The sequence below is a fragment of the Streptomyces sp. NBC_01288 genome (genome assembly GCF_035982055.1).
Classification (GTDB): Bacteria; Actinomycetota; Actinomycetes; order Streptomycetales; family Streptomycetaceae; genus Streptomyces.
In genome coordinates, this window is sequence record NZ_CP108427.1 from 6,220,073 (window position 1) to 6,245,238 (window position 25,166).

A 25,166-nucleotide genomic window follows, 5' to 3' on the forward strand; every position below is an offset into this window, starting at 1 on the left:
ACGCGGTCGCTCCTCCAACCACCCTGTGCCGCTCGGGTAGATGCCGCCCTGAGCTGAGGTAACGGTGTGTGGACGGCTCCATTGCCGCACGTCGAATGCCGGTCCTGGCGGGTAGTTTGGGGCGACCGATAGGACTTTCTGGAGGGTTGGCCGTGTCTGCTGATCTGTCACAGCTTGTGAAGGCGTACGACGTACGGGGCGTCGTCCCGGACCAGTGGGACGAGTCGTTGGCCGAGCTGTTCGGAGCGGCCTTCGTCCAAGTGACCGGCGCGAGCGCCATCGTGACCGGGCACGACATGCGGCCCTCGTCCCCGGGTCTCTCCGCAGCCTTCGCGCGCGGGGCGGCGGCCCGCGGCGTCGACGTGACCGAGATCGGCCTGTGCTCCACGGACCAGCTGTACTACGCGTCGGGCGCGTTCGACCTGCCCGGCGCCATGTTCACGGCCTCGCACAACCCGGCGAAGTACAACGGCATCAAGATGTGCCGGGCGGGCGCGGCCCCCGTGGGCCAGGACACCGGCCTCGCCGAGATCCGCCGACTCGTCGAGTCCTGGCTGGACTCGGGCGCGCCGGAGGTCTCCGGACCGACGGGAACGATCACCCAGCGGGACACGTTGGAGGACTACGCGGCGCACCTCCGCGGCCTCGTCGACCTGACCTCCATCCGCCCCCTGAAGGTCGTCGTCGACGCGGGCAACGGCATGGGCGGCCACACGGTCCCGACGGTGTTCGCCGGCCTGCCGCTCACCCTGGTCCCGATGTACTTCGAGCTGGACGGCACGTTCCCGAACCACGAGGCCAACCCGCTCGACCCGGCCAACATCGTCGACCTCCAGGCACGCGTACGCGTGGAGGGCGCCGACCTCGGTATCGCCTTCGACGGCGACGCCGACCGCTGCTTCGTGGTCGACGAGAACGGCGACCCGGTCTCACCGTCCGCGATCACCGCCCTGGTGGCCTCCCGCGAGCTGGCGAGGAACGGCGGCAAGGGCGTCATCATCCACAACCTGATCACCTCCTGGTCGGTCCCCGAGGTCGTCAAGGAGAACGGCGGCACACCGGTACGCACACGCGTGGGCCACTCCTTCATCAAGGCCGAGATGGCGAAGGCCGGCGCGATCTTCGGCGGCGAGCACTCCGCGCACTACTACTTCAAGGACTTCTGGAACGCCGACACGGGCATGCTGGCCGCCCTCCACGTCCTCGCCGCACTCGGCGGCCAGGATGGCCCCCTGTCCGCCCTCGTGGACCAGTACGACCGTTACGTGGGCTCCGGCGAGATCAACTCCACGGTCGACGACCAACAGGCCCGCCTCACGGCGATCCGCACCGCCTACGAGAACCAGACCGACCTCACCCTCGACGAACTCGACGGCCTCACCGTCTCCTCCGCCGACTGGTGGTTCAACGTCCGCCCGTCCAACACGGAACCGCTGCTGCGGCTCAACGCGGAGGCACGGGACGAGGCGACGATGGGGAAGGTGCGGGACGAGGTGCTGGGGATCATCAGGGGCTGAGGGCGCTTCGGCTGGGGGCTCTTCTCGGTGCCGGTCGGTAGATCCAGGTGGCCCGGCGTCTGAGGCCGAGTTCGCTGCCCTGAAACCCCACCTACCCGGAGGGGAGACCTCTGCGGCGCCGGTCGGCATTTTCAGCTTGCCTGGCGTCACAGACCGAGTTGGCCGTCCCCAACCCCCACCCACCCCGGAGGGGGCCCACCTCTCCAGCACCGGCCGCCACATCCAGCCCGTCCGGCGTTTGAGGACGAGGCCGTTCAGGCCGACGCGGGGGTCTGGGGGCGGCAGCCCCCAGGTACGCCGAGCCCAACTCCGGCAAGCCCTACCAACCGGCGGTACCCTGACCAGGCACATCCGCCCAAGCGTCGCAGACACCCCTCGGAGGGACACCTCATGCCGCTCGAAGCCGGCCTCCTGGAGATCCTGGCCTGCCCGGCCTGCCACGCCCCCCTCAAGGAGCAGGACACCGAGCTGATCTGCACCGGTGCGGACTGCGGTCTGGCCTACCCCGTCCGGGACGGCATCCCCGTACTGCTCGTCGACGAGGCCCGCCACCCCGCGTAACCGACGACGACGCGATCGGAGGCCGCCGCCCATGCTCGACGAATCGCTGCTCGACACCCCGGAGGCACTGGCCGAGGCCGACCGCCGAGCCCTGCTCCGCGGTGCCGCCGAAGCCGGTGCACGGGTGCGCACAGCCGCTCGGCACGCCGCCGAGGCCGGCGTCCACGACCTGAAACCGGACGGCCGCCCCCGCGCCATCCTGATCGCCGGCCCCGGCGCCGCCGCCATCTGCGTCGCCGACCTGCTCGGCACACTCGCGGGTGCCAGCAGCCCCGTCACCCGCCTCGCACCCACCGGCGTGGCCTCCGCGGCCGGCGCCCTGCGCTGGGAACTCCCGGGCTGGGCGGGCTCCGTGGACCTGCTGCTGATCACCACCCCGGACGGCACCGAACCCGGCCTGTCCCTCCTCGCCGAGCAGGCCTACCGCCGCGGCTGCACCGTCGTAGCCGTAGCACCGAGCCGCAGCCCTCTCACCGAGGCGGTGGACGGCGCGCACGGCCTCTTCGTACCGATGGCGACGGCACCGTACGAACACGACGAGCCGTTGGCCGCCTCCGCCCCCGGAGTCCTCTGGGCGCTGCTCACCCCGCTCCTCGCGATCCTGGACCGCACGGGACTGCTCAGCGCGCCTCCGGAGGCCCTGGAGAAGGTCGCCGACCGGCTCGACCAGGTCGCCGAGCGCTGCGGGCCCGCCGTCGCGACGTACAGCAATCCCGCGAAGACCCTGGCCTCCGAACTCGCCGAATCGCTCCCGGTCATCTGGACGGAGGGCACGTCGGCAGGCCCGGCGGGCCGCCGATTCGCCGCCGCGCTCGCCGAGTTGGCCGGTCGCCCCGCGCTCGTCTCCGAACTGCCCGAGGCGCTCGCCGAGCACAACGCGCTGCTGGCCGGCCCGCTCGCCGCCAGTGCCGACCCCGACGACTTCTTCAGGGATCGCGTCGATGAAGCGCCCGCGCTGCACGCACGCGTGGTGCTGCTCCGGGACCGTCCGATCGGCGGCCTCACGGCCGCTCCGACCGCCCGTGACCTGGCCCTCAGCCACGACACGCCGATCAGCGAGCTGGAGCCCGAAGAGGGCGGCGAGTTGGAGACCCTCGCGGAGCTGATCGCCATGACGGATTTCGCCGCCGTTTACCTGGCGCTCGCCTCGGGCGCCTGATCCTGTCGTCGAAGCCCTGAGCCGCCGTACAGCGTCGTACGGGGCGCGAAGCCACGTCGTACCCAGGTCGTCCTCGGGTCGTACGCAGAGAGAACCGGTAGAGAGCCACATGGACCGCCTCGACAACACCGTCCGCCCCTACGCCTGGGGTTCCACCACCGCCATCCCCAAGCTGCTCGGCGTCGAGCCGAACGGCGAACCGCAGGCGGAGATGTGGATGGGCGCGCACCCGGGAGCACCCTCACGCACCGCGCGCGGGACGCTCGTCGAGGTCATCGAGGCGGCTCCGGAGCGGGAGTTGGGGGAGAAGGCGGTCGCGAAGTTCGGCCCGCGACTGCCCTTCCTGCTGAAGATCCTCGCCGCCGGCGCCCCGCTCTCCCTCCAGGTGCACCCCAACCTGGAGCAGGCGAAGGAGGGTTACGCCGACGAGGAGCGCCGGGGCATCCCCGTGGACGCCCCGCACCGCAACTACAAGGACGCCAACCACAAGCCCGAACTGATCTGCGCGCTCACGGAGTTCGACGGCCTGTGCGGCTTCCGCGACCCGCTGCGCGCCGCCGACCTGCTCGCGGGTCTCGGCGTCGACTCCCTGAAGCCGTACGTCGACCTCCTGCACGCACACCCCGAGGAAGCCGCCCTGCGCGAGGTCCTCACGGCGATCCTCACCGCCGACCCCGAGGAGATGCGCCACACGGTCACCGCGGCGGCGACCGCCTGCACGCGTCTGGGCGGCGACTACGAGCCCTACGCCGACATCGCGCACCACTACCCGGGCGACCCCGGTGTCATCGCGGCCATGCTCCTGAACCACGTCCGACTCCAGCCCGGCGAGGCCCTGTTCCTCGGCGCGGGCATCCCGCACGCCTACCTCAACGGCCTCGGCGTCGAGATCATGGCCAACTCCGACAACGTCCTGCGCTGCGGCCTCACCCCCAAGCACGTCGACGTCCCCGAACTCCTGCGCATCGTCCGCTTCGAGGCGAGCGACCCCGGAGTGCTGCGCCCCGAGGCGTCCCCCGACGGCGAGGAGGTCTACGAGACCCCCATCGACGAGTTCCGGCTGTCCCGGTACGTCCTCCCGGAGGGCACCGGCGCCCACGACCTCACCCTCGACACCCCGCAGATACTGCTCTGCACGGCCGGCGTGGTGAAGGCGGGCGAATTCGAACTGACGCCCGGCCAGTCGGTCTTCGTCCCGGCAGGAGACAAGGCCGAGGTGTCCGGCGTAGGCACGGTCTTCCGCGCCACTGTGATCGTATGACCGGGCCTGTGGATACCTGACGAGCCGTCGCCGGGCAGGGCTGCAAGAATGGCCCACCGGCAAAGGACGGGCAAAGACGTCGGACGGCCCATCCGGGGCAGACGTCCGACGTAGACGAAGACGTACGAAGGCGAAGGGACACCGCGAACACATGAGCGCGTCAGGCGGCACCAAGGCGATCGTGGCGGCGCTCGGCGCCAATCTCGCGATCGCGGTATCGAAGTTCGTGGCGTTCGCCTTCAGCGGCTCGTCCTCGATGCTCGCCGAGGGCGTCCACTCCCTCGCGGACTCCGGCAACCAGGCCCTGCTCCTCATCGGCGGCAAGAAGGCCCAGCGCGAGGCCACCCCGCAACACCCCTTCGGCTACGGCCGCGAGCGGTACATCTACGCCTTCCTCGTCTCGATCGTCCTCTTCTCCGTCGGCGGCATGTTCGCCGTCTACGAGGGCTACGAGAAGATCAGGCACCCGCACGAACTGGAGCACTGGTACTGGCCCGTGGGCGTCCTGGTGTTCGCGATCATCGCCGAGGGCTTCTCGTTCCGTACGGCCATCAAGGAGTCGAACGAACTGCGCGGCACGCACTCCTGGTCGCAGTTCATCCGCCGCGCCAAGGCCCCCGAGCTGCCCGTCGTCCTCCTGGAGGACTTCGGCGCGCTCATCGGCCTGGTCCTCGCCCTCGGCGGCGTCGGCATGGCCCTGCTCACCGGCGACGGCGTCTGGGACGGCATCGGCACCCTCTGCATCGGCATCCTGCTCATCCTGATCGCGCTGGTCCTGGCCGCCGAGACCAAGTCCCTGCTGCTCGGCGAGTCCGCCGGCCCCGAGGACGTCAAGAAGATCGAGACCGCGATCGTCGACGGCCACACCGTCACCGGCATCATCCACATGCGCACGCTCCACCTCGGCCCCGAGGAACTGCTCGTCGCCGCCAAGATCGCCGTCCAGCACGATGACACGGCCACCGAGGTCGCCACCGCGATCAACGCCGCCGAGTCCCGCATCCGCGAAGCCGTCCCGATCGCCCGCGTGATCTACCTCGAACCCGACATCTACAGCGAGTCCGAAGCAACGAAGGGCGCGGACCGCGAGGCGACTCCGGGAGGCCCGGCCCAGCACCCCGCCGAGCACTGAGCCCCTCCGCTGCTACGGCAGCAGGGCCGGCCGAGACGCTCGACGGGCCCTGCTGCTCCAGTTACTGGCTCTGCTGAACGGGCCACGGCGCGATCGGCGCCGCCCTCCGCCGCCGTACGACGAACGCGGCGATCCCCAGGCCGATACCGACCAGCGCGAGCACGACCCCGCCGATGACCACCGCCCCGATCCCGGAGGCGACCGTACGGTCGTCGGTCACCCGGCCCCGGACGGCGGACTCGGCCACCGTCCCGTCGTGGTCGCTCGCGAAGAAACGCGAGTCCATCGCGTTCGCACGGTTGTCACCGAGCAGGAACAGCCGCCCCTTCGGGACCGTCACGTCGTACGTCTTGTGCACACCGTCGACATCCCCCTGCTTCACATAGGGCTCCGCCAGCGGCTTTCCGTTCACGGTGATCCGCGCGGCCGTGCCCGAACCCGTGCAGCACACCACACGGTCGCCACCCACCCCGACGACCCGCTGCATCACACTCGCGCTGAACCCGTAGCGGTCCGGCGCCGAGAACAGCACGACGTCACCGCGGTGCACCCCGCCGCCGACCTTCTCGTAGACGATCCGGTCGCCCGGCATGTACGTCGGCGCCATGCTCTGGCTGCTGATGGTGGAACTTCCGTAGGAATTCCGCGCGTACACGAGTGCGCCGATCGCCAACAGCACCCCCAACACGCCCACGACGACAGCCGTGACCCCGAGTCCCCGCCCCTTGCCCGACATCGTTTCCCTCCCCATGCGGCACTTCCGCGGGCGCGAGGGTAGCGGGTCTCTGTGAACAGTCTGTGCGGGCCCGCGACCTGCGACGGCCGTGGGCCCACACCGGACGGCTAGCCGACCTCGCTCAGCACACCGAGCACCGCCGACTCGTCCTCGGCCGCCGACAGCCGCTCCCGGAACCCGGCATCCATCAACTTCCGCGACAGCAGCGCCAGAATCCGCAGATGCTCATCACCGGCGGCCGCCTCCGGCACGGCGATCATGAACACCAGCCGGGCCTTCGTGCCGTCCAGGGAGCCCCACTCGACCCCCTCCGCCGACCGCGCGAACCCGACCACCGGCGCACTCACCGCATCCGTCTTGGCATGCGGAATCGCGATCTCCTCCCCGAGCCCGGTCGTCCCCTGCGCCTCCCGCCGCAACGCGGTCGCCACCAACTCCTCGACGTCCACGACCTTCCCGGTCCGCGCCAACAGCCCGGCCATCTCCCGGATTACGCCCTCCTTGTCACCCGCGTCGAGCCCCACCTTCACGGTCTGCTCGGTGAGGTAGCCGGAGAGGACTTCGGGGGGAACTTCAGGGAGAGCCTCGGGGAGAATTCCGGGGCGGATCTCCGGGTCGGAGCTCGCGGCGGGGGAGCCGGAGCCGGAACCGGGGGCGCCTTCAGCGTCGGCCGAGCCGGAGTTGGCCGAGCCCGAGTTCGCTGAGTCGATGCCGGCCGAGCCAGCGTCGGCCATGGTCTCAACGGCAGCCGCAGCACCCGTACTTGACCCGGCCGACCCGACCGTTGCCGTGCCCCCACGCGAAGCCCGCTCCGCTACGACGCCCCCGGCGCCCGGCGTTCCGACCCCGGCCCCGACCAACGCAAGCTCGGGTTCGTCCGCGCTGACCCCGTGCCCGACGGGCGCCCCGTGCCGCTTCCGCTCACTCACGTCGGCCAGCGCGACCGTCGTCACCGCGGTGACCGCCGTACCGATCGCCACCGCGACGAAGAACATCGGTACGCCGCTCACCGCGCCCAGCACCGCGACGATCGGCCCGCCGTGCGGCACCGCGTCCTTCACCCCTGCGAGCCCGGCGATCGCACCGGCCACCGCGCCGCCCAGCATGTTGGCGGGGATGACCTGCGCGGGCCGCGCCGCCGCGAACGGGATCGCGCCCTCGGAGATGCCGAAGCAGCCCATGAACAGCGAGGCCAGACCGGTCTCCCGCTCCTGCTCGGTGTAGAACCGTTGCCGTATCAGCGTGGCCAGGCCCTGGCCGAGCGGCATCACCGGGATCGCGGCCGCGCACATGCCCATGACGGCCTGGTTGCCGGTCGCGATGAGCCCCGCGCCGAACAGGAACGCCGTCTTGTTGACCGGCCCGCCCATGTCGAACGCGATCATCAGCCCCAGGATCGTGCCGAGCAGGATCGCGCTGGTGCCGGTCATCCCGCCGAGCCAGCTGGTGAGGTGTTCGAACACCCAGGAGATGGGCTTCCCGATCACGTTGATGAAGAACAGCCCGAGAGCCGTCGTCGCCACGATCGGGATCACGATGATCGGCATGATCGGCTGTACGAACTTCGGGACCTTGACCTTCTTGATCCACAGCACCAGATAGCCGGCGAGGAACCCGGTCACGATCGCCCCGATGAACCCGGCGCCCGCCTTCGAGTCGTACAGCGAACCGGTGTTGGCGATCCAGCCGCCGATCATGCCCGGCACCAGCGCGGGCCGGTCGCCGATCGCGTAGGCGATGTAACCGGACAGGATCGGCACCATCAGCGTGAAACCGATCACGCCGATGTTGTTCACGTCCATCCAGAAGGAGTCCTTCGGGATGACCAGACCGCCGGAGGGGTCCGGGTGGCCGCCGAGCGACAGCGAGATCGCGATCAGCAGCCCGCCGACCACGACGAACGGGATCATGTAACTGACGCCGTTCATCAGCGCCTTGTACGCGACGCTCCGTTCCCTGCCGGTCGGCGCCGCGGTCGCCGAGGCTGTACCGCTCGCTGTGTGCACGGGCGCGGACCGCACCTGCTCGATCAGCCGTTCGGGATGCCGGATGCCCTCGGCGACTCCGACCACGAGGACCCGCTTGCCGACGAAACGGCTCAGGTCCACGTCCTTGTCCGCGGCGATGATGACGCCGTCCGCGGTGCTGACATCGTTGTCATCCAGGACATTCTCAGCCCCGATGGAACCCTGCGTCTCCACCTTCATGTCGATGCCGCGGCTCTCGGCGGCCCGCGCGAGTTTCTCCGCGGCCATGTACGTGTGGGCGATGCCGGTCGGGCACGCGGTCACCGCGAGCAGCCTCAACCGCTGCCGCTCGCCATCGCCGCCGCCCGTGGGGGGAGGGCCGGCCGTACTCGTCACGTCGTTCTCCTAACACCTTCGTCGCGCGGAACGCCGTCCCGGACGTCCCGCAAGATTGATCAGAGGCTCCTGATCTCCGTGCATCCTGCAACATCCGACGCCCGACTCAAAGACGCGGAAGTCCCTGGTCGCCGTCGTGCGCTCCCCTCCGCCCACTGCTCGCGGGCACTCTCCTGCGGCTCCCCCGGAAACCCGGTCCGACACCGGACACCCGCCGGAGTTCGGCCGGATCCGTCCGGAGGTGGGCTGGGGGCGGCCGGGTCCGCCGGTGTAGCTTGGGTGGGAGCCAGACGTCGCTGCTGATGGCGGTCGGGCGGTCCCGACGCGGACCGACCGAGGGAGAGAGGGCCTCCGACGGACTGCGCTGCGCGTACGGGGGCATTCCGGTGCCCTTCCTCGGGCACCCCTGTGCCCGCTGCCGCGCAGACCAGCCGTATCCACAAGGCCCCAACTCCGAGGAGCTCCTCGTAATGACGACTGTCGACAACCGACAGGACTTCAAGGTCGCCGATCTCTCTCTGGCCGAGTTCGGCCGCAAGGAGATCACCCTCGCCGAGCACGAGATGCCCGGCCTGATGTCGATCCGCCGCGAGTTCGCCGCCAGCCAGCCGCTGGTCGGCGCCCGCATCATGGGCTCGCTGCACATGACCGTGCAGACCGCCGTCCTCATCGAGACCCTGGTCGCCCTCGGCGCCGAGGTCCGCTGGGTGTCCTGCAACATCTTCTCCACCCAGGACCACGCGGCCGCCGCCATCGCCGTCGGCCCGAACGGTACGCCCGAGAACCCCCAGGGCATTCCGGTCTTCGCCTGGAAGGGCGAGACCCTGGAGGAGTACTGGTGGTGCACGGAGCAGGCGCTGACCTGGCCGAACACCCCCACCGGCGGCCCGAACATGATCCTGGACGACGGCGGCGACGCCACGATGCTCGTCCACAAGGGCGTCGAGTACGAGAAGGACGGCAAGGTCCCCTCCCTCGACACCGCCGAGTCCGACGAGCACCGCGTCGTCCTCCAGGTCCTGACCCGCACCATCTCCGAGGGTTCGCAGAAGTGGACCCAGCTCGCCTCGGAGATCCGCGGCGTGACCGAGGAGACCACGACCGGCGTGCACCGTCTCTACGAGATGCACCGTGACGGCACCCTCCTGTTCCCGGCGATCAACGTGAACGACGCCGTCACCAAGTCGAAGTTCGACAACAAGTACGGCTGCCGCCACTCCCTGATCGACGGCATCAACCGCGCCACCGACGTCCTCATCGGCGGCAAGACCGCGGTCGTCCTCGGCTACGGCGACGTGGGCAAGGGCTGCGCGGAGTCCCTGCGCGGACAGGGCGCCCGCGTGATCATCACCGAGATCGACCCGATCTGCGCACTGCAGGCGGCGATGGACGGCTACCAGGTCACGACGCTGGACGAGGTCGTCGACAAGGGCGACATCTTCGTCACCACGACCGGCAACAAGGACATCATCATGGCCGCGGACATGGCCAAGATGAAGCACCAGGCGATCGTCGGCAACATCGGTCACTTCGACAACGAGATCGACATGGCCGGCCTGGCGAAGATCCCGGGCATCGTCAAGGACGAGGTCAAGCCGCAGGTCCACACCTGGAAGTTCCCCGACGGCAAGGTCCTCATCGTGCTGTCCGAGGGCCGCCTGCTGAACCTGGGCAACGCCACCGGCCACCCCTCGTTCGTGATGTCCAACTCCTTCGCGGACCAGACCCTGGCCCAGATCGAGCTGTTCACCAAGCCCGAGGAGTACCCGACCGACGTCTACGTGCTGCCCAAGCACCTCGACGAGAAGGTCGCCCGCCTCCACCTGGACGCGCTCGGCGTGAAGCTGACCACGCTCCGCCCCGAGCAGGCGTCGTACATCGGCGTCGAGGTCGAGGGCCCGTACAAGTCGGACCACTACCGCTACTGATCCGGCGACCCCGCCCGCTGTGACCGCGTCCGTGCACTGACGCGGTTCTCAGCGGCAGGTCTTCAGCAGCAGATCCTCCGAGGCAGGCCCCCGCACCCCCGTGCCGGGGGCCTGCCCCTTTGGCTCCGTCGGCCGGACCGGCCCGTCAAGACCCAGGACCCCGATGCCCCGCGGCCGTTATTCGCTCCACGATCCGCACGATCACACCCCCCTTGCTGACGAACACTTCCAGTGCGCCCCCGGCCCGTCCGGCTGGCGTTATGTCTCCCAACTCACCACCCCCTCGGGCGATCACAGCGGTTCCGTCGACCTCACGCTCGACGAACTCGGCCGCCCCATCCGGCTGGAACTCCACGCGGCGAGCTGGCAGGTGCGCGGCGCCGCTCTCGACGGCGTCACCTGGGTCCGCACGGACCCCACCGGCACCGATGCCACCGAAGGCAATGTCCGCGCGCACGCCTTCACCGGCACCTCCCCCGCGTTCCTCATCGCCACCACCCGTCTCCTGCGCCTCACCCCTTCCGCCTCCGCGACCCGCGTCCGCCTGGTCAGCCTCACGGAACCGGTCCTCGCCCCCCGCACCGTGGACCAGTCCTGGGCCTTGCTGAAAAGAGAAACACACGGCACTGACAACGGCCCTCTGACCGTGGACGAATACCAGGTCACAGCCCTGGACACGGGCGAGCAGCACGCCGTACACATCGCCGGCGACGTGGTGCTCGCGGCACCCGGCATCGAGCTGGAGGAACTGGAGACGCCGCCGTCCGTCTTCGACTGAGCGACGGCGTTGCGGGGTGGCGGCGAGGGGAGTCAGGCGGGCGGCGCGAATCCGGTGGAGGACCGGGGTTCTGCGGGCGCTGTGTTCTGCGGCGCCGGCGGCTCGGGGCTGGGCGCGACTTGATCGGCTCCCGCACCTGCCGCAGGGGCACGCCAAATCGGGGGAGTTGAACCGTACGGCTGCTGAGGAGCCGGCGCCGGTTGGAACGCCGAGTTGCCGAAGGCACCCGGCACACCCGCCGCGGGCCCGAATCCGCCGGCCGGTACGCCCCCGACCGCGCCGTTCCCGAAGGCCCGCCGCACATCCCGCGCCTGCCGCTCCTGCACCACCGCCGCCAGATACGCGGCCGGCGGAACACCGTGCGGAGCCGGAGCGCCCGTACGAGCCACGAGGTCCGCGGCGAGCCGCTCGGCCATGGCCCAGCCGACCTGCGGATCCAGCTGCTGCATCCGCGTCAGGTACTGCCGGATGGCCAGCCACAACCCGTCCGGAACGGCGGACAGATCAAGCTCGGCGAAACGTCCCGTCAGCCACGGCGGCGGAGGCGGCACAAAGGCCGTCTGACCGGCGGACACCCTTTCCCGTACGACCAGAGTGCCCGCGAACACGTCCCCGAGCCGCCGACCGCGCGCCGAGACGAGCGAGGCGATACAGGCGACTACCCCGAAGGTCATCAGGATCTCGATCACACCGATCGCACCCCGCACGAGCGCGTGCCGGAACCGGATCGGCCCGCCGTCGTCCCGCACCACGCGCAGCCCGAACGCCAGCTTCCCGAGCGAACGCCCATGGCTCAGCGTCTCCACCGCTATGGGACCGCCGACCAGCACCAGCACAAAGGCCGCGATCGACATCGCGACCTGCGCCGCGTCGTCCAAAGAAGCGGTGGAAAACACCAGCGCCACGGTCACGCCGGTGTAAGCGGCGATGGCCACGATCAGATCGAGCAACACCGCCAGCGCCCTGCTGGGCAGCCTCGCGGGGCGCAACTCCAGCGCCACCGCCTCGCCCGTCACCAGCTCACTCACGCCTGCCGCCCTTCCCCTGCCCTGCCCCTGGAACAGCCAGTCTGCCAAGCTGAGGGCACATCGCGCCCCAGTACGACAAGCTGATCCCGGACCAGCAGTCGACGAGCAGCCGAGGAGCAGGCAACCAGATGGACCTCGACGTCTTCGTCTCGGCCCACCGAGCCGAGTGGGACCGCCTCGACGCGCTGCTCCGCCGCCAGCGTCGCCTCAATGGCGCCGAGGCCGACGAACTCGTCGCTCTGTACCAGCGCACGGCCACCCATCTCTCGCTGATCCAGTCCAGCGCTCCGGACCCCCAGCTCACCGGTCGGCTCAGCCAACTCGTGGCACGCGCGCGTAGTGCGGTGACGGGAACCCGTCGCGCCTCCTGGCGTGATGTCACACGCTTCCTGGGGCACAGTTTTCCGGCCGCGGTGTACCGAGCACGCCACTGGTGGGTCCCCACCGCGCTGCTGTCGACCGTGGTCGCGATCCTCCTGGGGTGGTGGATAGGCACCCACCCGGAAGTACAGTCCTCCATCGCGGCCCCGAGCCAACTGCGCGACCTCACCCGTCCCGGTGGCGAGTACGAGACCTATTACTCCAGCCACCCTGCGGCCGCCTTCGCGGCACAGGTCTGGACGAACAACGCCAAGGCCGCCGCGATGTGCCTGGTCCTGGGCGTGTTCCTGGGCCTGCCGGTCCTCTGGATCCTCTTCGAGAACATGCTCAACCTCGGTGTAGGCATCGGCCTGATGTCGTCGGCAGGCCGGCTCGACACCTTCCTCGGGCTGGTCCTCCCGCACGGCCTGCTAGAACTCACGGCGGTCTTCGTCGCCGCCGGCACGGGAATGCGCCTCGGTTGGACCCTCATCGACCCCGGCCCACGATCGCGCCGCACAGCCCTGGCCGAAGAAGGCCGAGCCGCCGTGGGCATGGCCATCGGACTGGCTCTGGTCCTGTTCGTCTCCGGCGCTATCGAAGGCTTCGTCACCCCGTCAGGACTTCCCACCTGGGCCCGCATCGGCATCGGCATCGTCGCCGAAGGGGCCTTCCTGATGTACGTCTACGTCCTGGGTGGTCGTGCCGTACGTGCCGGTGAGACGGGCGACGTCGAGGCGGCCGAACGCAGCTCCTCCGTCCCCACCGCTGCCTGATGTGCGGGCACTCCTGCTGAGCTGCTAGTCTCCTCTTCGCCCCACAGGAGCCGTTGACACGGACCGGTCGGGGAGGTAGATTCGAACAGTTGCCTAGAACTGGATCTGATCCGGTCGGCGACAGTGAGTGTCTGTCTGCTTCTGGAAATGTCGATGGAAACGTCGATTCCAAGGAAGCCGCACTCCCGATGAATCGGAAAAGAGCGGCCGGTCAGTCCGGCCCGGAACTTCTGATAAAGTCGGAACCGTCGGAAAGGGAAACGCGGAAGCGGAAACCTGGAAAGCACCGAGGAAATCGGGACCGGAAACGGTCTGATAGAGTCGGAAACGCAAGACCGAAGGGAAAAGCCCGGAGGAAAGCCCGAGAGGGTGAGTACAAAGGAAGCGTCCGTTCCTTGAGAACTCAACAGCGTGCCAAAAATCAACGCCAGATATGTTGATACCCCGTCTCCAGCTCATCATCACGATGGTTGGGGCGAGGTTCCTTTGAAGAAAACATACAGCGAGGACGCTGTGAACGGTCGGGCTTATTCCGCCTGACTGTTCCGCTCTCGTGTGTGTCATTCCCGATTACGGGAAAACATTCACGGAGAGTTTGATCCTGGCTCAGGACGAACGCTGGCGGCGTGCTTAACACATGCAAGTCGAACGATGAACCACTTCGGTGGGGATTAGTGGCGAACGGGTGAGTAACACGTGGGCAATCTGCCCTGCACTCTGGGACAAGCCCTGGAAACGGGGTCTAATACCGGATAATACCCCCGCACTCATGTGTGGGGGTTAAAAGCTCCGGCGGTGCAGGATGAGCCCGCGGCCTATCAGCTTGTTGGTGAGGTAATGGCTCACCAAGGCGACGACGGGTAGCCGGCCTGAGAGGGCGACCGGCCACACTGGGACTGAGACACGGCCCAGACTCCTACGGGAGGCAGCAGTGGGGAATATTGCACAATGGGCGAAAGCCTGATGCAGCGACGCCGCGTGAGGGATGACGGCCTTCGGGTTGTAAACCTCTTTCAGCAGGGAAGAAGCGCAAGTGACGGTACCTGCAGAAGAAGCGCCGGCTAACTACGTGCCAGCAGCCGCGGTAATACGTAGGGCGCAAGCGTTGTCCGGAATTATTGGGCGTAAAGAGCTCGTAGGCGGCTTGTCACGTCGGGTGTGAAAGCCCGGGGCTTAACCCCGGGTCTGCATTCGATACGGGCTAGCTAGAGTGTGGTAGGGGAGATCGGAATTCCTGGTGTAGCGGTGAAATGCGCAGATATCAGGAGGAACACCGGTGGCGAAGGCGGATCTCTGGGCCATTACTGACGCTGAGGAGCGAAAGCGTGGGGAGCGAACAGGATTAGATACCCTGGTAGTCCACGCCGTAAACGGTGGGAACTAGGTGTTGGCGACATTCCACGTCGTCGGTGCCGCAGCTAACGCATTAAGTTCCCCGCCTGGGGAGTACGGCCGCAAGGCTAAAACTCAAAGGAATTGACGGGGGCCCGCACAAGCAGCGGAGCATGTGGCTTAATTCGACGCAACGCGAAGAACCTTACCAAGGCTTGACATACACCGGAAAGCATTAGAGATAGTGCCCCCCTTGTGGTCGGTGTACAGGTGGTGCATGGCTGTCGTCAGCTCGTGTCGTGAGATGTTGGGTTAAGTCCCGCAACGAGCGCAACCCTTGTCCTGTGTTGCCAGCGTGCCCTTCGGGGTGACGGGGACTCACAGGAGACCGCCGGGGTCAACTCGGAGGAAGGTGGGGACGACGTCAAGTCATCATGCCCCTTATGTCTTGGGCTGCACACGTGCTACAATGGCCGGTACAATGAGCTGCGATACCGTGAGGTGGAGCGAATCTCAAAAAGCCGGTCTCAGTTCGGATTGGGGTCTGCAACTCGACCCCATGAAGTCGGAGTTGCTAGTAATCGCAGATCAGCATTGCTGCGGTGAATACGTTCCCGGGCCTTGTACACACCGCCCGTCACGTCACGAAAGTCGGTAACACCCGAAGCCGGTGGCCCAACCCCCTTGTGGGGAGGGAGCTGTCGAAGGTGGGACTGGCGATTGGGACGAAGTCGTAACAAGGTAGCCGTACCGGAAGGTGCGGCTGGATCACCTCCTTTCTAAGGAGCATCTAGGCCGCCAAGCTTGCTTGGTGGTCCAGGGCCATTACGCAGGCAAATGTTCTGCGGTGGTTGCTCAAGGGTGGAACGTTGATTATTCGGTGTCGCCGCTCATCTCGGGCTGCAAGTACTGCTCTTCGGGGCGTGGAAAGCTGACCATGAGTGACGGGGATACCGGGCACGCTGTTGGGTGTCTGAGGGCACGGCTGTAACAAGCTGCCTTCAGTGCCGACCCCGGTAAAGCATCGTGTAAGCGGTGTGTGACGGGTGGTTGGTCGTTGTTTGAGAACTGCACAGTGGACGCGAGCATCTGTGGCCAAGTTTTTAAGGGCGCACGGTGGATGCCTTGGCACCAGGAACCGATGAAGGACGTGGGAGGCCACGATAGTCCCCGGGGAGTCGTCAACCAGGCTTTGATCCGGGGGTTTCCGAATGGGGAAACCCGGCAGTCGTCATGGGCTGTCACCCTTGCCTGAACACATAGGGCAAGTGGAGGGAACGCGGGGAAGTGAAACATCTCAGTACCCGCAGGAAGAGAAAACAACCGTGATTCCGGGAGTAGTGGCGAGCGAAACCGGATGAGGCCAAACCGTATACGTGTGAGACCCGGCAGGGGTTGCGTGTACGGGGTTGTGGGATCTCTCTTTCACAGTCTGCCGGCTGTGAGACGAGTCAGAAACCGTTGATGTAGGCGAAGGACATGCGAAAGGTCCGGCGTAGAGGGTAAGACCCCCGTAGTCGAAACATCAACGGCTCGTTTGAGAGACACCCAAGTAGCACGGGGCCCGAGAAATCCCGTGTGAATCTGGCGGGACCACCCGCTAAGCCTAAATATTCCCTGGTGACCGATAGCGGATAGTACCGTGAGGGAATGGTGAAAAGTACCGCGGGAGCGGAGTGAAATAGTACCTGAAACCGTGTGCCTACAAGCCGTGGGAGCGTCGCTGTATGTGCTTGCACATACAGTCGTGACTGCGTGCCTTTTGAAGAATGAGCCTGCGAGTTTGCGGTGTGTTGCGAGGTTAACCCGTGTGGGGAAGCCGTAGCGAAAGCGAGTCCGAATAGGGCGATATAGTAGCGCGCTCAAGACCCGAAGCGGAGTGATCTAGCCATGGGCAGGTTGAAGCGGAGGTAAGACTTCGTGGAGGACCGAACCCACCAGGGTTGAAAACCTGGGGGATGACCTGTGGTTAGGGGTGAAAGGCCAATCAAACTCCGTGATAGCTGGTTCTCCCCGAAATGCATTTAGGTGCAGCGTCGTGTGTTTCTTGCCGGAGGTAGAGCACTGGATAGGCGATGGGCCCTACCGGGTTACTGACCTTAGCCAAACTCCGAATGCCGGTAAGTGAGAGCACGGCAGTGAGACTGTGGGGGATAAGCTCCATGGTCGAGAGGGAAACAGCCCAGAGCATCGACTAAGGCCCCTAAGCGTACGCTAAGTGGGAAAGGATGTGGAGTCGCAGAGACAACCAGGAGGTTGGCTTAGAAGCAGCCACCCTTGAAAGAGTGCGTAATAGCTCACTGGTCTAGTGATTCCGCGCCGACAATGTAGCGGGGCTCAAGCGTACCGCCGAAGTCGTGTCATTCATACAATAGGGCCAACGCCTGTATGGATGGGTAGGGGAGCGTCGTGTGCCGGGTGAAGCCGCAGCGGAAGCTAGTGGTGGACGGTTCACGAGTGAGAATGCAGGCATGAGTAGCGATACACACGTGAGAAACGTGTGCGCCGATTGACTAAGGGTTCCTGGGTCAAGCTGATCTGCCCAGGGTAAGTCGGGACCTAAGGCGAGGCCGACAGGCGTAGTCGATGGATAACCGGTTGATATTCCGGTACCCGCTGTGAAGCGTCAAACATCGAGCATCGTGATGCTAAGGCCGTGAAGCCGTTCCGGACCCTTCGGGGAATGGAAAGTGGTGGAGCCGCCGGCCCAAGCGGTTAGTAGGTGAGTGATGGGGTGACGCAGGAAGGTAGTCCATCCCGGGCGGTGGTTGTCCCGGGGTAAGGGTGTAGGACGTGGTCTAGGCAAATCCGGATCACACATAGTCTGAGACCTGATGCCGAGCCGATTGTGGTGAAGTGGATGATCCTATGCTGTCGAGAAAAGCCTCTAGCGAGTTTCATGGCGGCCCGTACCCTAAACCGACTCAGGTGGTCAGGTAGAGAATACCGAGGCGTTCGGGTGAACTATGGTTAAGGAACTCGGCAAAATGCCCCCGTAACTTCGGGAGAAGGGGGGCCATCACTGGTGAGAGGATTTACTCCTTGAGCTGGGGGTGGCCGCAGAGACCAGCGAGAAGCGACTGTTTACTAAAAACACAGGTCCGTGCGAAGCCGTAAGGCGATGTATACGGACTGACGCCTGCCCGGTGCTGGAACGTTAAGGGGACCGGTTAGTGCACTTTCGGGTGTGCGAAGCTGAGAACTTAAGCGCCAGTAAACGGCGGTGGTAACTATAACCATCCTAAGGTAGCGAAATTCCTTGTCGGGTAAGTTCCGACCTGCACGAATGGCGTAACGACTTCTCGACTGTCTCAACCATAGGCCCGGTGAAATTGCACTACGAGTAAAGATGCTCGTTTCGCGCAGCAGGACGGAAAGACCCCGGGACCTTTACTACAGTTTGATATTGGTGTTCGGTTCGGCTTGTGTAGGATAGCTGGGAGACTGTGAACTCTGGACGCCAGTTCAGGGGGAGTCGTCGTTGAAATACCAGTCTGGTCGTGCTGGATGTCTAACCTGGGTCCGTGATCCGGATCAGGGACAGTGTCTGATGGGTAGTTTAACTGGGGCGGTTGCCTCCTAAAGAGTAACGGAGGCGCCCAAAGGTTCCCTCAGCCTGGTTGGCAATCAGGTGTTGAGTGTAAGTGCACAAGGGAGCTTGACTGTGAGACCGACGGGTCGAGCAGGGACGAAAGTCGGGACTAGTGATCCGGCGGTGGCTTGTGGAAGCGCCGTCGCTCAACGGATAAAAGGTACCCCGGGGATAACAGGCTGATCTTCCCCAAGAGTCCATATCGACGGGATGGTTTGGCACCTCGATGTCGGCTCGTCGCATCCTGGGGCTGGAGTCGGTCCCAAGGGTTGGGCTGTTCGCCCATTAAAGCGGTACGCGAGCTGGGTTTAGAACGTCGTGAGACAGTTCGGTCCCTATCCGCTGCGCGCGCAGGAACATTGAGAAGGGCTGTCCCTAGTACGAGAGGACCGGGACGGACGAACCTCTGGTGTGCCAGTTGTTCTGCCAAGGGCATGGCTGGTTGGCTACGTTCGGGAGGGATAACCGCTGAAAGCATCTAAGCGGGAAGCCTGCTTCGAGATGAGTGTTCCCACCCCCTTGAGGGGTTAAGGCTCCCAGTAGACGACTGGGTTGATAGGCCGGATCTGGAAGGCGGGTAACCGCTGGAGGTGACCGGTACTAATAGGCCGAGGGCTTGTCCTCAGTTGCTCGCGTCCACTGTGTTGGTTCTGAAACCACGAACAACCCCATTGCCATGGTCACGGTGATGGTGCGGTTGTCTGTTTCATAGTGTTTCGGTGGTCATAGCGTGAGGGAAACGCCCGGTTACATTCCGAACCCGGAAGCTAAGCCTTACAGCGCCGATGGTACTGCAGGGGGGACCCTGTGGGAGAGTAGGACGCCGCCGAACAAATATTGCGAAAACCCCCGTACCGTTAATCCGGTACGGGGGTTTTCTGCGTTTAAGGGGCCCTGAATTCTGTCAAGGGCTCTGCTTTTTCAAGCAGGCCCCCGCCGTATTACAGACGGCCCGCGCTCTTGAGAGCCAGATATGCGTCCGCCAATGCAGGTGCGAGATCGTCCGGTGTCGCGTCGACGATCGTCACGCCGGCCCGGCGGAGTTTTTCCGCGGTGCGGTCGCGCTCGGTCTGGGCGCGTGCCGCGGCTGCCGCCTCGTAGACCGCCTCCGTGTTTCCGCGGGCCGTGGCCATGTGGGCGATGTGGGGGTCTGCCACGGATGCCACCAGAACCGTATGGCGCTGGGTTAGTTGGGTGAGGACGGGGAGCAGGCCCTCTTCGACCGGGGCCGTGTCGAGGCTGGTCAGCAGGACGATCAGAGAGCGGCGGGGTGCCGTGCGGATCGCGGTGGCTGCCAGGGCTCGGGCGTCTGTTTCGACGAGTTCCGGTTCGAGGGTCGCCATCGCGTTGACCAGTGACGGGAGTACGTCGCGTGCCGTGCGGCCCTGGACGAGGGCGCGGACTCGGCGGTCGTAGGCGAGGAGGTCCACGCGGTCGCCGGCGCGGGATGCGAGGGCTGCGAGGAGCAGGGCGGCGTCCATGGAGGCGTCGAGGCGGGGGGTGTCGCCGACACGGCCGGCTGAGGTTCGGCCGGTGTCGAGGACGAGGAGGATGTGGCGGTCGCGTTCGGGGCGCCAGGTGCGTACCGCGACCGTGGTCTGGCGGGCGGTGGCGCGCCAGTCGATGGAGCGGGTGTCGTCGCCGGGGACGTATTCACGCAGGCTGTCGAATTCCGTGCCTTCGCCGCGGGTCAGGACGCTGGTGCGTCCGTCGAGTTCGCGTAGGCGGGCGAGTTTCGACGGGAGGTGCTTGCGGCTGGTGAACGGGGGCAGGACGCGGACCGCCCAGGGGACCGCGTGGGTGCCCTGGCGGGTGAGAAGGCCGAGGGGGCCGTAGGAACGGATCGTCACTCGGTCTGCGTGGCGGTCGCCGCGGCGGGTGGGGCGTAGGCGGGTGGTGAGGCGGCGGCGTTCGCCGGGTGGGACCGTCAGGCGGTGGCGGGATGCGGCGAATTCAGTGCCGGGAAGCCAGCTGCTGGGGGGCCAGGCGTCGCGGATGCGGGCGCGGAGCGGGCGGCGGGACGGGTTGGTGACCGTCAGGGTGACGTCGGCGGTTTCGCCCAGGCGTACGGAGGTGTCGCCCGAGCGGGTCAGGCTCAGGCGGCGTACCGGGGCGGCCAGGGCGAAGTCGCAGGCGCAGGCCACCGCCAGGGGGGCGTTGACGGCGAGGATGCCCGTCCAGCTGGGTTCCCAGATGCCTACGGGGAGGGAGCCCAGGGCTGCGAGGAGGGCGGCGCGTCCGGTGAGGGCCATCAGCGGGGGACCGGGACGTGGGCGAGGATCGCGTTGATGACGGAGTCCGCCGTCACGCCCTCCATCTCGGCCTCGGGGCGCAGTTGTACGCGGTGGCGGAGGGTGGGGAGTGCCAGGGCCTTCACGTCGTCGGGGATGACGTAGTCGCGGCCCGTGAGCCACGCCCACGCGCGCGAGGTGGCCAGGAGGGCGGTGGCGCCGCGCGGGGACACGCCGAGGGTGAGGGACGGCGATTCGCGGGTGGCGCGGCAGATGTCGACTACGTAGGCGGTGATTTCGGGGGAGATCGTCGTCTTGGCGACGGCCGCGCGGGCTGCTTCGAGGTCGGCCGGGCCGGCGACGGGACGCAGGCCGGCGGCGTGCAGGTCGCGCGGGTTGAAGCCTTCGGAGTGGCGGGTGAGGACGTCGATCTCGTCCTGGCGGGAGGGGAGAGGGATCGTCAGTTTGAGGAGGAAGCGGTCGAGTTGGGCCTCGGGGAGGGGGTACGTGCCCTCGTACTCGACGGGGTTCTGCGTCGCGGCGACCAGGAACGGGTCGGGGAGCGGGCGCGGGGTGCCGTCGACCGTGACCTGGCGTTCCTCCATGGCCTCCAGGAGGGACGACTGGGTCTTCGGAGGGGTGCGGTTGATCTCGTCCGCGAGGAGCAGGTTGGTGAAGACCGGGCCGGGCTGGAAGCGGAACTCGGCGGAGCGTGTGTCGTAGACGAGGGAGCCGGTGACGTCGCTCGGCATCAGGTCCGGGGTGAACTGGATGCGCTTGGTGTCGAGTTCGAGCGCGGATGCGAGGGCGCGGACGAGCAACGTTTTGGCCACTCCAGGGACTCCTTCTAGGAGAACGTGTCCGCGGCAGAGGAGGGCGACGACGAGACCGGTCACGGCGGGGTCCTGGCCGACCACGGCTTTGGCGATCTCGGCTCGCAGGGATTCGAGGGAGGCCCGGGCGGTGTCCGGATTCCCCGTGGTCCCGGCGTTGTCAGTGGTCGGGTCCATCATGAACGGCGTACCTCTCTTTCGAGGGCGTCGAGTTGGTCGGCAAGTGCGATGAGGGCCGCGTCGTCGCTGGGCGGCGGCCCGAAGAGGAGGACGTGCAGGGTCTGTCCGTCGCCGTGGAGGTGGGCGGAGAGCGCGGGGAGCAGGGCTTCGGGCGCGTGCGCCTGGGAGACGGGGACGCCTACGAGGGGGGCGAGGCGGGTGCGGGTGGTGGAGCGCAGGGCGTTGGCCGCGCGGTCGCGGGCGTTGGCCTTGCGGTAGAGGCGGGCGCGGCCTTCGACGGTTTCGGAGGCGCGGATCGCCACGGGGAGTTTTTCGGGCACCAGGGGGCCGAGTCGGCGTGCCCGCCACAGGGCGGCCACTCCTGCTGCGATGAACAGTTGCAGGGTGCCCCAGAGCCAGCCCGAGGGGAGCAGGTCGAAGAAGCTCTGGCTGCCGGAGTCGGTGGCCGTGGTGTCGGACAGTGAGGGGAGGTACCAGACCAGATGGGGGCGCGAGCCGAGGAGTTGGAGGGCGAGCGAGGCGTTGCCCTGCTTGTCGAGACGCTTGTTGAAGAGGATGTCGGGCGAGCCGATGACGACGGTGTCGCCGCCCCCGGACGCGTCCGGCAGCCGGAGCAGGGTCGGTCGGCCGTCGTCGGGGTAGCACTCGTCGGCGCCGGCGGCCGTGGTCGTGTACCTGTAGTCACCGGTTTCCGCGTCACCCGCGCGCTGGGCGGCGGGCAGGGAGCAGTCGGGGGACAGCACTGTGTCGAAACTGGTTCCGGCGTCCGCGGTGACCTCGGGGGCGAGCCGGGGCAGGGACGCGGGACCGGGGGCGACGAGGACCGTACGGCTGCCGGAGTTCGCGAACGCCGAGTGCAGGCCGGACTGTTGACGCTTGGTCAGCAGGTCGGGGACGGCGACCAGGAGGGTGGTGTCCGGGCCGGCCGCGGCGCGGGCCTGGGCCAGGGTGGTGACCACGCGCGTGGACACACCCCGGTCGCCGAGGAGTTCGGCGACGGCGCGGCTGCCGTAGGGGTCGGCGGAGCGCGGGTCGAGGTCGCCGTGCCGTTCGTCGGAGCGGATCGCGGCGATCGCCACGGCGGCCGCCAGGAGGATCACGAGCGCGAGGAGGACGCCGCGCGCGCGGGTCCACACCTGGCGGGCGGTCGGCGAGGCCGAGGTGGCGGGAAGCGTGGCCTCCGCGGTCATTCGGCGGCCCCCTGGCTGGTCTGGTGGGCCGTGCTGTGGGCGCTGCTCGTGAGGACGGGCCTGGTGCGCTCCAGGTCGCGGTCGAGTTCGGCGATGCGGCGGTACGACTGCTCGCTCGCGCCGCGTCCGCCGTACGTCACGTCGTCGAAGTGGGCCGCGGCGGCGCGCAGTTCGGCCGCGTGCGAGGGCAGTGCGCGGCCGGCCTCCGCGACGGCTTCGTCGGCTGTGCGGCCGGGGCGGACGTCGAGCAGGGCCCGCTCCTCCAGGGCGCGGACGATGGCACGCATGCGTTCCTGCACGGCGGGGTTCCAGTGTCCCTGGGCGGCGTGCGCCTCGGCGGCCGCGCGGTGTTCGGCGGCGCTGCGGGGGCCGTCCTCGAACAGGGCGGCGGCGGAGCCGGGTTGGCGGCGCGGGGTGCCGAGGCGCCACCACAGGGCGGCGCCGACGACGAGGACGGCCAGGATGACGACGACCAGGCCGAGCGTGCCGCCGGGTGCCGCCTCCGACGCACTGCCGAACAGTTTGTCGATCCAGTCCCAGATGGCGTCCAGGGCCCGCTGCACCAGGCTGGGGTCGTTCTCGTGGTACATCTGCTTGGACAGTTCACGCCGGGCCGCCTCCCGCGCGGGGTCGCGCGGGATCGTCACCGGCGGCTCGTCGCCCGAGAGGGCTGATGACCGTACGACGGTGCCGTGGGCGCGCAGCAGTGCCCCCGCGGTCGATGCGACGGCACGCGGCAGCGCCGTGGGTACCCCTGTGAGAACTCCCCCCGCCAGGCTCACCGCATCAACTCCCCGGAGTGGGGCCGGTGGCGGCGGTGCCGTAGTCCTGGACGCCGGCGGCGCGGGCCAGGTCGAGGTCGAGGGCCTCGCGGCGGATGCGCTGGTCGATGTACAGGAGCACGGTGACGCCCGCCGTGATCGGGAACGCGATCATGCGGCCGATCACCGAGCCGAGGCCGCTGATGATGAGGAACGTCCAGCCGAGGCCGCCGGTGCCGTCGACGAGGCCGCTGAGGCCGTCGCCGCTGAACAGCCCGGCGATGAAGGCGAACGGGATGACGAGGATGGACGACAGGATGCTCGCGATGATCTGGGCGAGCAGCTGGATGCCGAAGATCCGCCACCAGGAGCCGCGCACCAGCTTCGCGGAGCGAGTCATCGACTTGACGATGCCCTGCTTCTCCAGCATGAGCGCCGGCGAGGCCAGGGAGAAGCGGATCGCGAGCCACAGGGTGACGACGCAGCCGGCGAGACCACCGAGGACGGCGAGCGCGATGCCCCCGTCCTGCGACCCGGTGACGGCCACGATGATGCCGGGCACGGTGGGGACGCCGATCAGGACGACGGCCATGAGGATCAGCAGGCAGATCAGGCCGAACAGCTTGAGCACCTGGGGTCGGGCGTCGCGCCAGGCCTCTCCGGCGGTGACCGGCTTGCCGAGCACCGCGCGGCTGGTGACCGAGGTGAGCAGGGCGGTGGCGACGACGGTGCCGATGAGGACGACCAGGTAGACGACGCCGGTACTGAGGAAGGCCTCGCTCATGGCGCGGGTCACTTCGGAGGCACTGGCGTTCGGGTCGTCGAGGGCCTGGGTGCTGGCGAGGTCGTTGAAGGCGAAGCCCTGGACGAGGACGACGGCGGTCTGCATGACGACGGCGACGGTGAGGGAGATGCCCAGGACCGTGCGCCAGTAGGTGCGCATGGTGGAGACGGCGCCGTCGAGGATCTCGCCCACGCCGAGCGGGCGGAGCGGGATCACACCGGGCTTGGCCGCGGGTGGGGGGCCGCCCCAGCCGGTTCCCCAGCCGCCGGGAGCGCCGTTGCCGCCGGGACCGCCGTAACCCCCGTAGCCGCCGCCGTATCCCCCAGGGCCTCCGGGGCCGGCCGGGCCGCCGGGGTGGCCGCCCCAGCCCGGGCCCGGCGGTGGGGGCGGGGGTGCCTGGCCCTGGCCGGGGGCGCCGGTGGGCGCGGACCACTGGGCGGGTGGCGGCTGCTCCTTGGACCACTGCGGGCCGGGGCCCGACGGGTCCGCGCCCGGCTGGTCCGAGGGCTGTGCGGGACCGGAGGCGCCGGGCTCGGGCCCGTCGGGCGGGGCGGATCCGGGCGAGGCCCAGCCCGGAGTGTCGTTCATCGTCGCTCCTTCACGGTGCCCGTCCGCGGGCGCGGCGGCAGGTTGGCAGCCATCGTGCCATGGGGTGGTCGAGCGG

The 25,166-nt window shown here is 67.7% G+C and carries 16 protein-coding genes and 3 rRNA genes; 11 read left to right on the plus strand and 8 right to left on the minus strand.

The features are described from left to right. Nucleotides 1-152: 152 nt before the first annotated feature. The 5 genes from OG194_RS28090 to OG194_RS28110 all read left to right on the plus strand — a co-directional run bounded on the left by OG194_RS28090 (nt 153) and on the right by OG194_RS28110 (nt 5,630). Nucleotides 153-1,517, plus strand: coding sequence for a phosphomannomutase/phosphoglucomutase (locus OG194_RS28090; protein WP_327403571.1), 1,365 nt, complete (start codon nt 153-155; stop codon nt 1,515-1,517). A gap of 390 nt (nt 1,518-1,907) precedes the next feature. Further along, complete coding sequence (locus OG194_RS28095) at nt 1,908-2,078, plus strand: Trm112 family protein (RefSeq protein ID WP_327403572.1); 171 nt, start codon at nt 1,908-1,910, stop codon at nt 2,076-2,078. A gap of 31 nt (nt 2,079-2,109) precedes the next feature. Further along, nucleotides 2,110-3,237 (plus strand): SIS domain-containing protein, encoded by a 1,128-nt coding sequence (locus OG194_RS28100; protein WP_327403573.1) that lies wholly within the window; start codon nt 2,110-2,112, stop codon nt 3,235-3,237. Between the two features lie 109 nt (nt 3,238-3,346). Then, nucleotides 3,347-4,498 (plus strand): mannose-6-phosphate isomerase, class I, encoded by a 1,152-nt coding sequence (manA, locus tag OG194_RS28105; protein ID WP_327403574.1) that lies wholly within the window; start codon nt 3,347-3,349, stop codon nt 4,496-4,498. Between the two features lie 151 nt (nt 4,499-4,649). Next, nucleotides 4,650-5,630 (plus strand): cation diffusion facilitator family transporter, encoded by a 981-nt coding sequence (locus tag OG194_RS28110; protein WP_327403575.1) that lies wholly within the window; start codon nt 4,650-4,652, stop codon nt 5,628-5,630. A 61-nt stretch (nt 5,631-5,691) separates the two neighbouring features. Here OG194_RS28110 and lepB read toward each other — a convergent pair whose 3' ends face one another. Beyond that, nucleotides 5,692-6,381 carry a signal peptidase I gene (gene lepB / locus OG194_RS28115; RefSeq protein ID WP_327403576.1) on the minus strand — a complete coding sequence of 230 codons (690 nt, stop codon included), beginning with the start codon at nt 6,379-6,381 and terminating at the stop codon, nt 5,692-5,694. 92 nt (nt 6,382-6,473) lie between these two features. Further along, the gene (locus tag OG194_RS28120) at nt 6,474-8,729 is read right to left on the minus strand and encodes a fructose-specific PTS transporter subunit EIIC (protein ID WP_327403577.1); all 2,256 of its coding nucleotides are present in this window, start codon (nt 8,727-8,729) and stop codon (nt 6,474-6,476) included. Nucleotides 8,730-9,199: 470 nt separating this feature from the next. Here OG194_RS28120 and ahcY point away from each other — a divergent pair, with 470 nt between their 5' ends. After that, nucleotides 9,200-10,657: an adenosylhomocysteinase gene (ahcY, locus tag OG194_RS28125; protein ID WP_327403578.1), complete on the plus strand. Its 1,458-nt coding sequence runs from the start codon at nt 9,200-9,202 to the stop codon at nt 10,655-10,657. Between the two features lie 163 nt (nt 10,658-10,820). Continuing rightward, nucleotides 10,821-11,435 carry a hypothetical protein gene (locus OG194_RS28130; RefSeq protein WP_327403579.1) on the plus strand — a complete coding sequence of 205 codons (615 nt, stop codon included), beginning with the start codon at nt 10,821-10,823 and terminating at the stop codon, nt 11,433-11,435. Nucleotides 11,436-11,467: 32 nt separating this feature from the next. Here OG194_RS28130 and OG194_RS28135 read toward each other — a convergent pair whose 3' ends face one another. Continuing rightward, on the minus strand, nt 11,468-12,463 hold the full coding sequence (locus OG194_RS28135; RefSeq protein WP_327403580.1) for an RDD family protein: 996 nt from the start codon (nt 12,461-12,463) through the stop codon (nt 11,468-11,470). A gap of 128 nt (nt 12,464-12,591) precedes the next feature. Here OG194_RS28135 and OG194_RS28140 point away from each other — a divergent pair, with 128 nt between their 5' ends. The 4 genes from OG194_RS28140 (at nt 12,592) to rrf (ending at nt 19,355) form a co-directional block, all read left to right on the plus strand. Beyond that, nucleotides 12,592-13,599 (plus strand): stage II sporulation protein M, encoded by a 1,008-nt coding sequence (locus OG194_RS28140; protein WP_327403581.1) that lies wholly within the window; start codon nt 12,592-12,594, stop codon nt 13,597-13,599. 583 nt (nt 13,600-14,182) lie between these two features. Then, nucleotides 14,183-15,710 (plus strand): 16S ribosomal RNA (locus tag OG194_RS28145). A 314-nt stretch (nt 15,711-16,024) separates the two neighbouring features. Beyond that, a 23S ribosomal RNA gene (locus OG194_RS28150) occupies nt 16,025-19,147 on the plus strand. Nucleotides 19,148-19,238: 91 nt separating this feature from the next. After that, a 5S ribosomal RNA gene (gene rrf / locus OG194_RS28155) occupies nt 19,239-19,355 on the plus strand. The 16S, 23S and 5S rRNA genes sit together here, the layout of an rRNA operon. A gap of 109 nt (nt 19,356-19,464) precedes the next feature. Here rrf and OG194_RS28160 read toward each other — a convergent pair. Genes OG194_RS28160 through OG194_RS28180 form a run of 5 tightly spaced genes read right to left on the minus strand, consistent with a single transcriptional unit; the run spans nt 19,465 to nt 25,090 of the window. Further along, nucleotides 19,465-20,775 (minus strand): DUF58 domain-containing protein, encoded by a 1,311-nt coding sequence (locus OG194_RS28160; protein WP_327403582.1) that lies wholly within the window; start codon nt 20,773-20,775, stop codon nt 19,465-19,467. After that, nucleotides 20,775-21,764: an AAA family ATPase gene (locus tag OG194_RS28165; RefSeq protein ID WP_327403583.1), complete on the minus strand. Its 990-nt coding sequence runs from the start codon at nt 21,762-21,764 to the stop codon at nt 20,775-20,777. Before OG194_RS28165 ends, OG194_RS28160 begins: the two co-directional genes overlap by 1 nt. Further along, nucleotides 21,764-22,957: a DUF4350 domain-containing protein gene (locus tag OG194_RS28170; protein ID WP_327403584.1), complete on the minus strand. Its 1,194-nt coding sequence runs from the start codon at nt 22,955-22,957 to the stop codon at nt 21,764-21,766. Before OG194_RS28170 ends, OG194_RS28165 begins: the two co-directional genes overlap by 1 nt. Further along, entirely contained in the window at nt 22,954-23,739 is a 786-nt protein-coding gene (locus OG194_RS28175) for a DUF4129 domain-containing protein (protein WP_327403585.1), read from the minus strand. Before OG194_RS28175 ends, OG194_RS28170 begins: the two co-directional genes overlap by 4 nt. A 4-nt stretch (nt 23,740-23,743) precedes the next feature. Continuing rightward, the gene (locus tag OG194_RS28180) at nt 23,744-25,090 is read right to left on the minus strand and encodes a hypothetical protein (RefSeq protein WP_327403586.1); all 1,347 of its coding nucleotides are present in this window, start codon (nt 25,088-25,090) and stop codon (nt 23,744-23,746) included. Nucleotides 25,091-25,166 lie beyond the last annotated feature (76 nt).

Coding starts and splice junctions, on each gene's coding strand:
- lepB (WP_327403576.1), bottom strand. CDS start 6,381: ATGGGGAGGGAAACGATGTCGGGCAAGGGGCGGGGACTCGGGGTCACG.
- OG194_RS28140 (WP_327403581.1), top strand. CDS start 12,592: ATGGACCTCGACGTCTTCGTCTCGGCCCACCGAGCCGAGTGGGACCGC.
- manA (WP_327403574.1), top strand. CDS start 3,347: ATGGACCGCCTCGACAACACCGTCCGCCCCTACGCCTGGGGTTCCACC.
- OG194_RS28180 (WP_327403586.1), bottom strand. CDS start 25,090: ATGAACGACACTCCGGGCTGGGCCTCGCCCGGATCCGCCCCGCCCGAC.
- ahcY (WP_327403578.1), top strand. CDS start 9,200: ATGACGACTGTCGACAACCGACAGGACTTCAAGGTCGCCGATCTCTCT.
- OG194_RS28170 (WP_327403584.1), bottom strand. CDS start 22,957: ATGACCGCGGAGGCCACGCTTCCCGCCACCTCGGCCTCGCCGACCGCC.
- OG194_RS28100 (WP_327403573.1), top strand. CDS start 2,110: ATGCTCGACGAATCGCTGCTCGACACCCCGGAGGCACTGGCCGAGGCC.
- OG194_RS28160 (WP_327403582.1), bottom strand. CDS start 20,775: ATGGCCCTCACCGGACGCGCCGCCCTCCTCGCAGCCCTGGGCTCCCTC.
- OG194_RS28165 (WP_327403583.1), bottom strand. CDS start 21,764: ATGGACCCGACCACTGACAACGCCGGGACCACGGGGAATCCGGACACC.
- OG194_RS28095 (WP_327403572.1), top strand. CDS start 1,908: ATGCCGCTCGAAGCCGGCCTCCTGGAGATCCTGGCCTGCCCGGCCTGC.
- OG194_RS28110 (WP_327403575.1), top strand. CDS start 4,650: ATGAGCGCGTCAGGCGGCACCAAGGCGATCGTGGCGGCGCTCGGCGCC.
- OG194_RS28130 (WP_327403579.1), top strand. CDS start 10,821: ATGCCCCGCGGCCGTTATTCGCTCCACGATCCGCACGATCACACCCCC.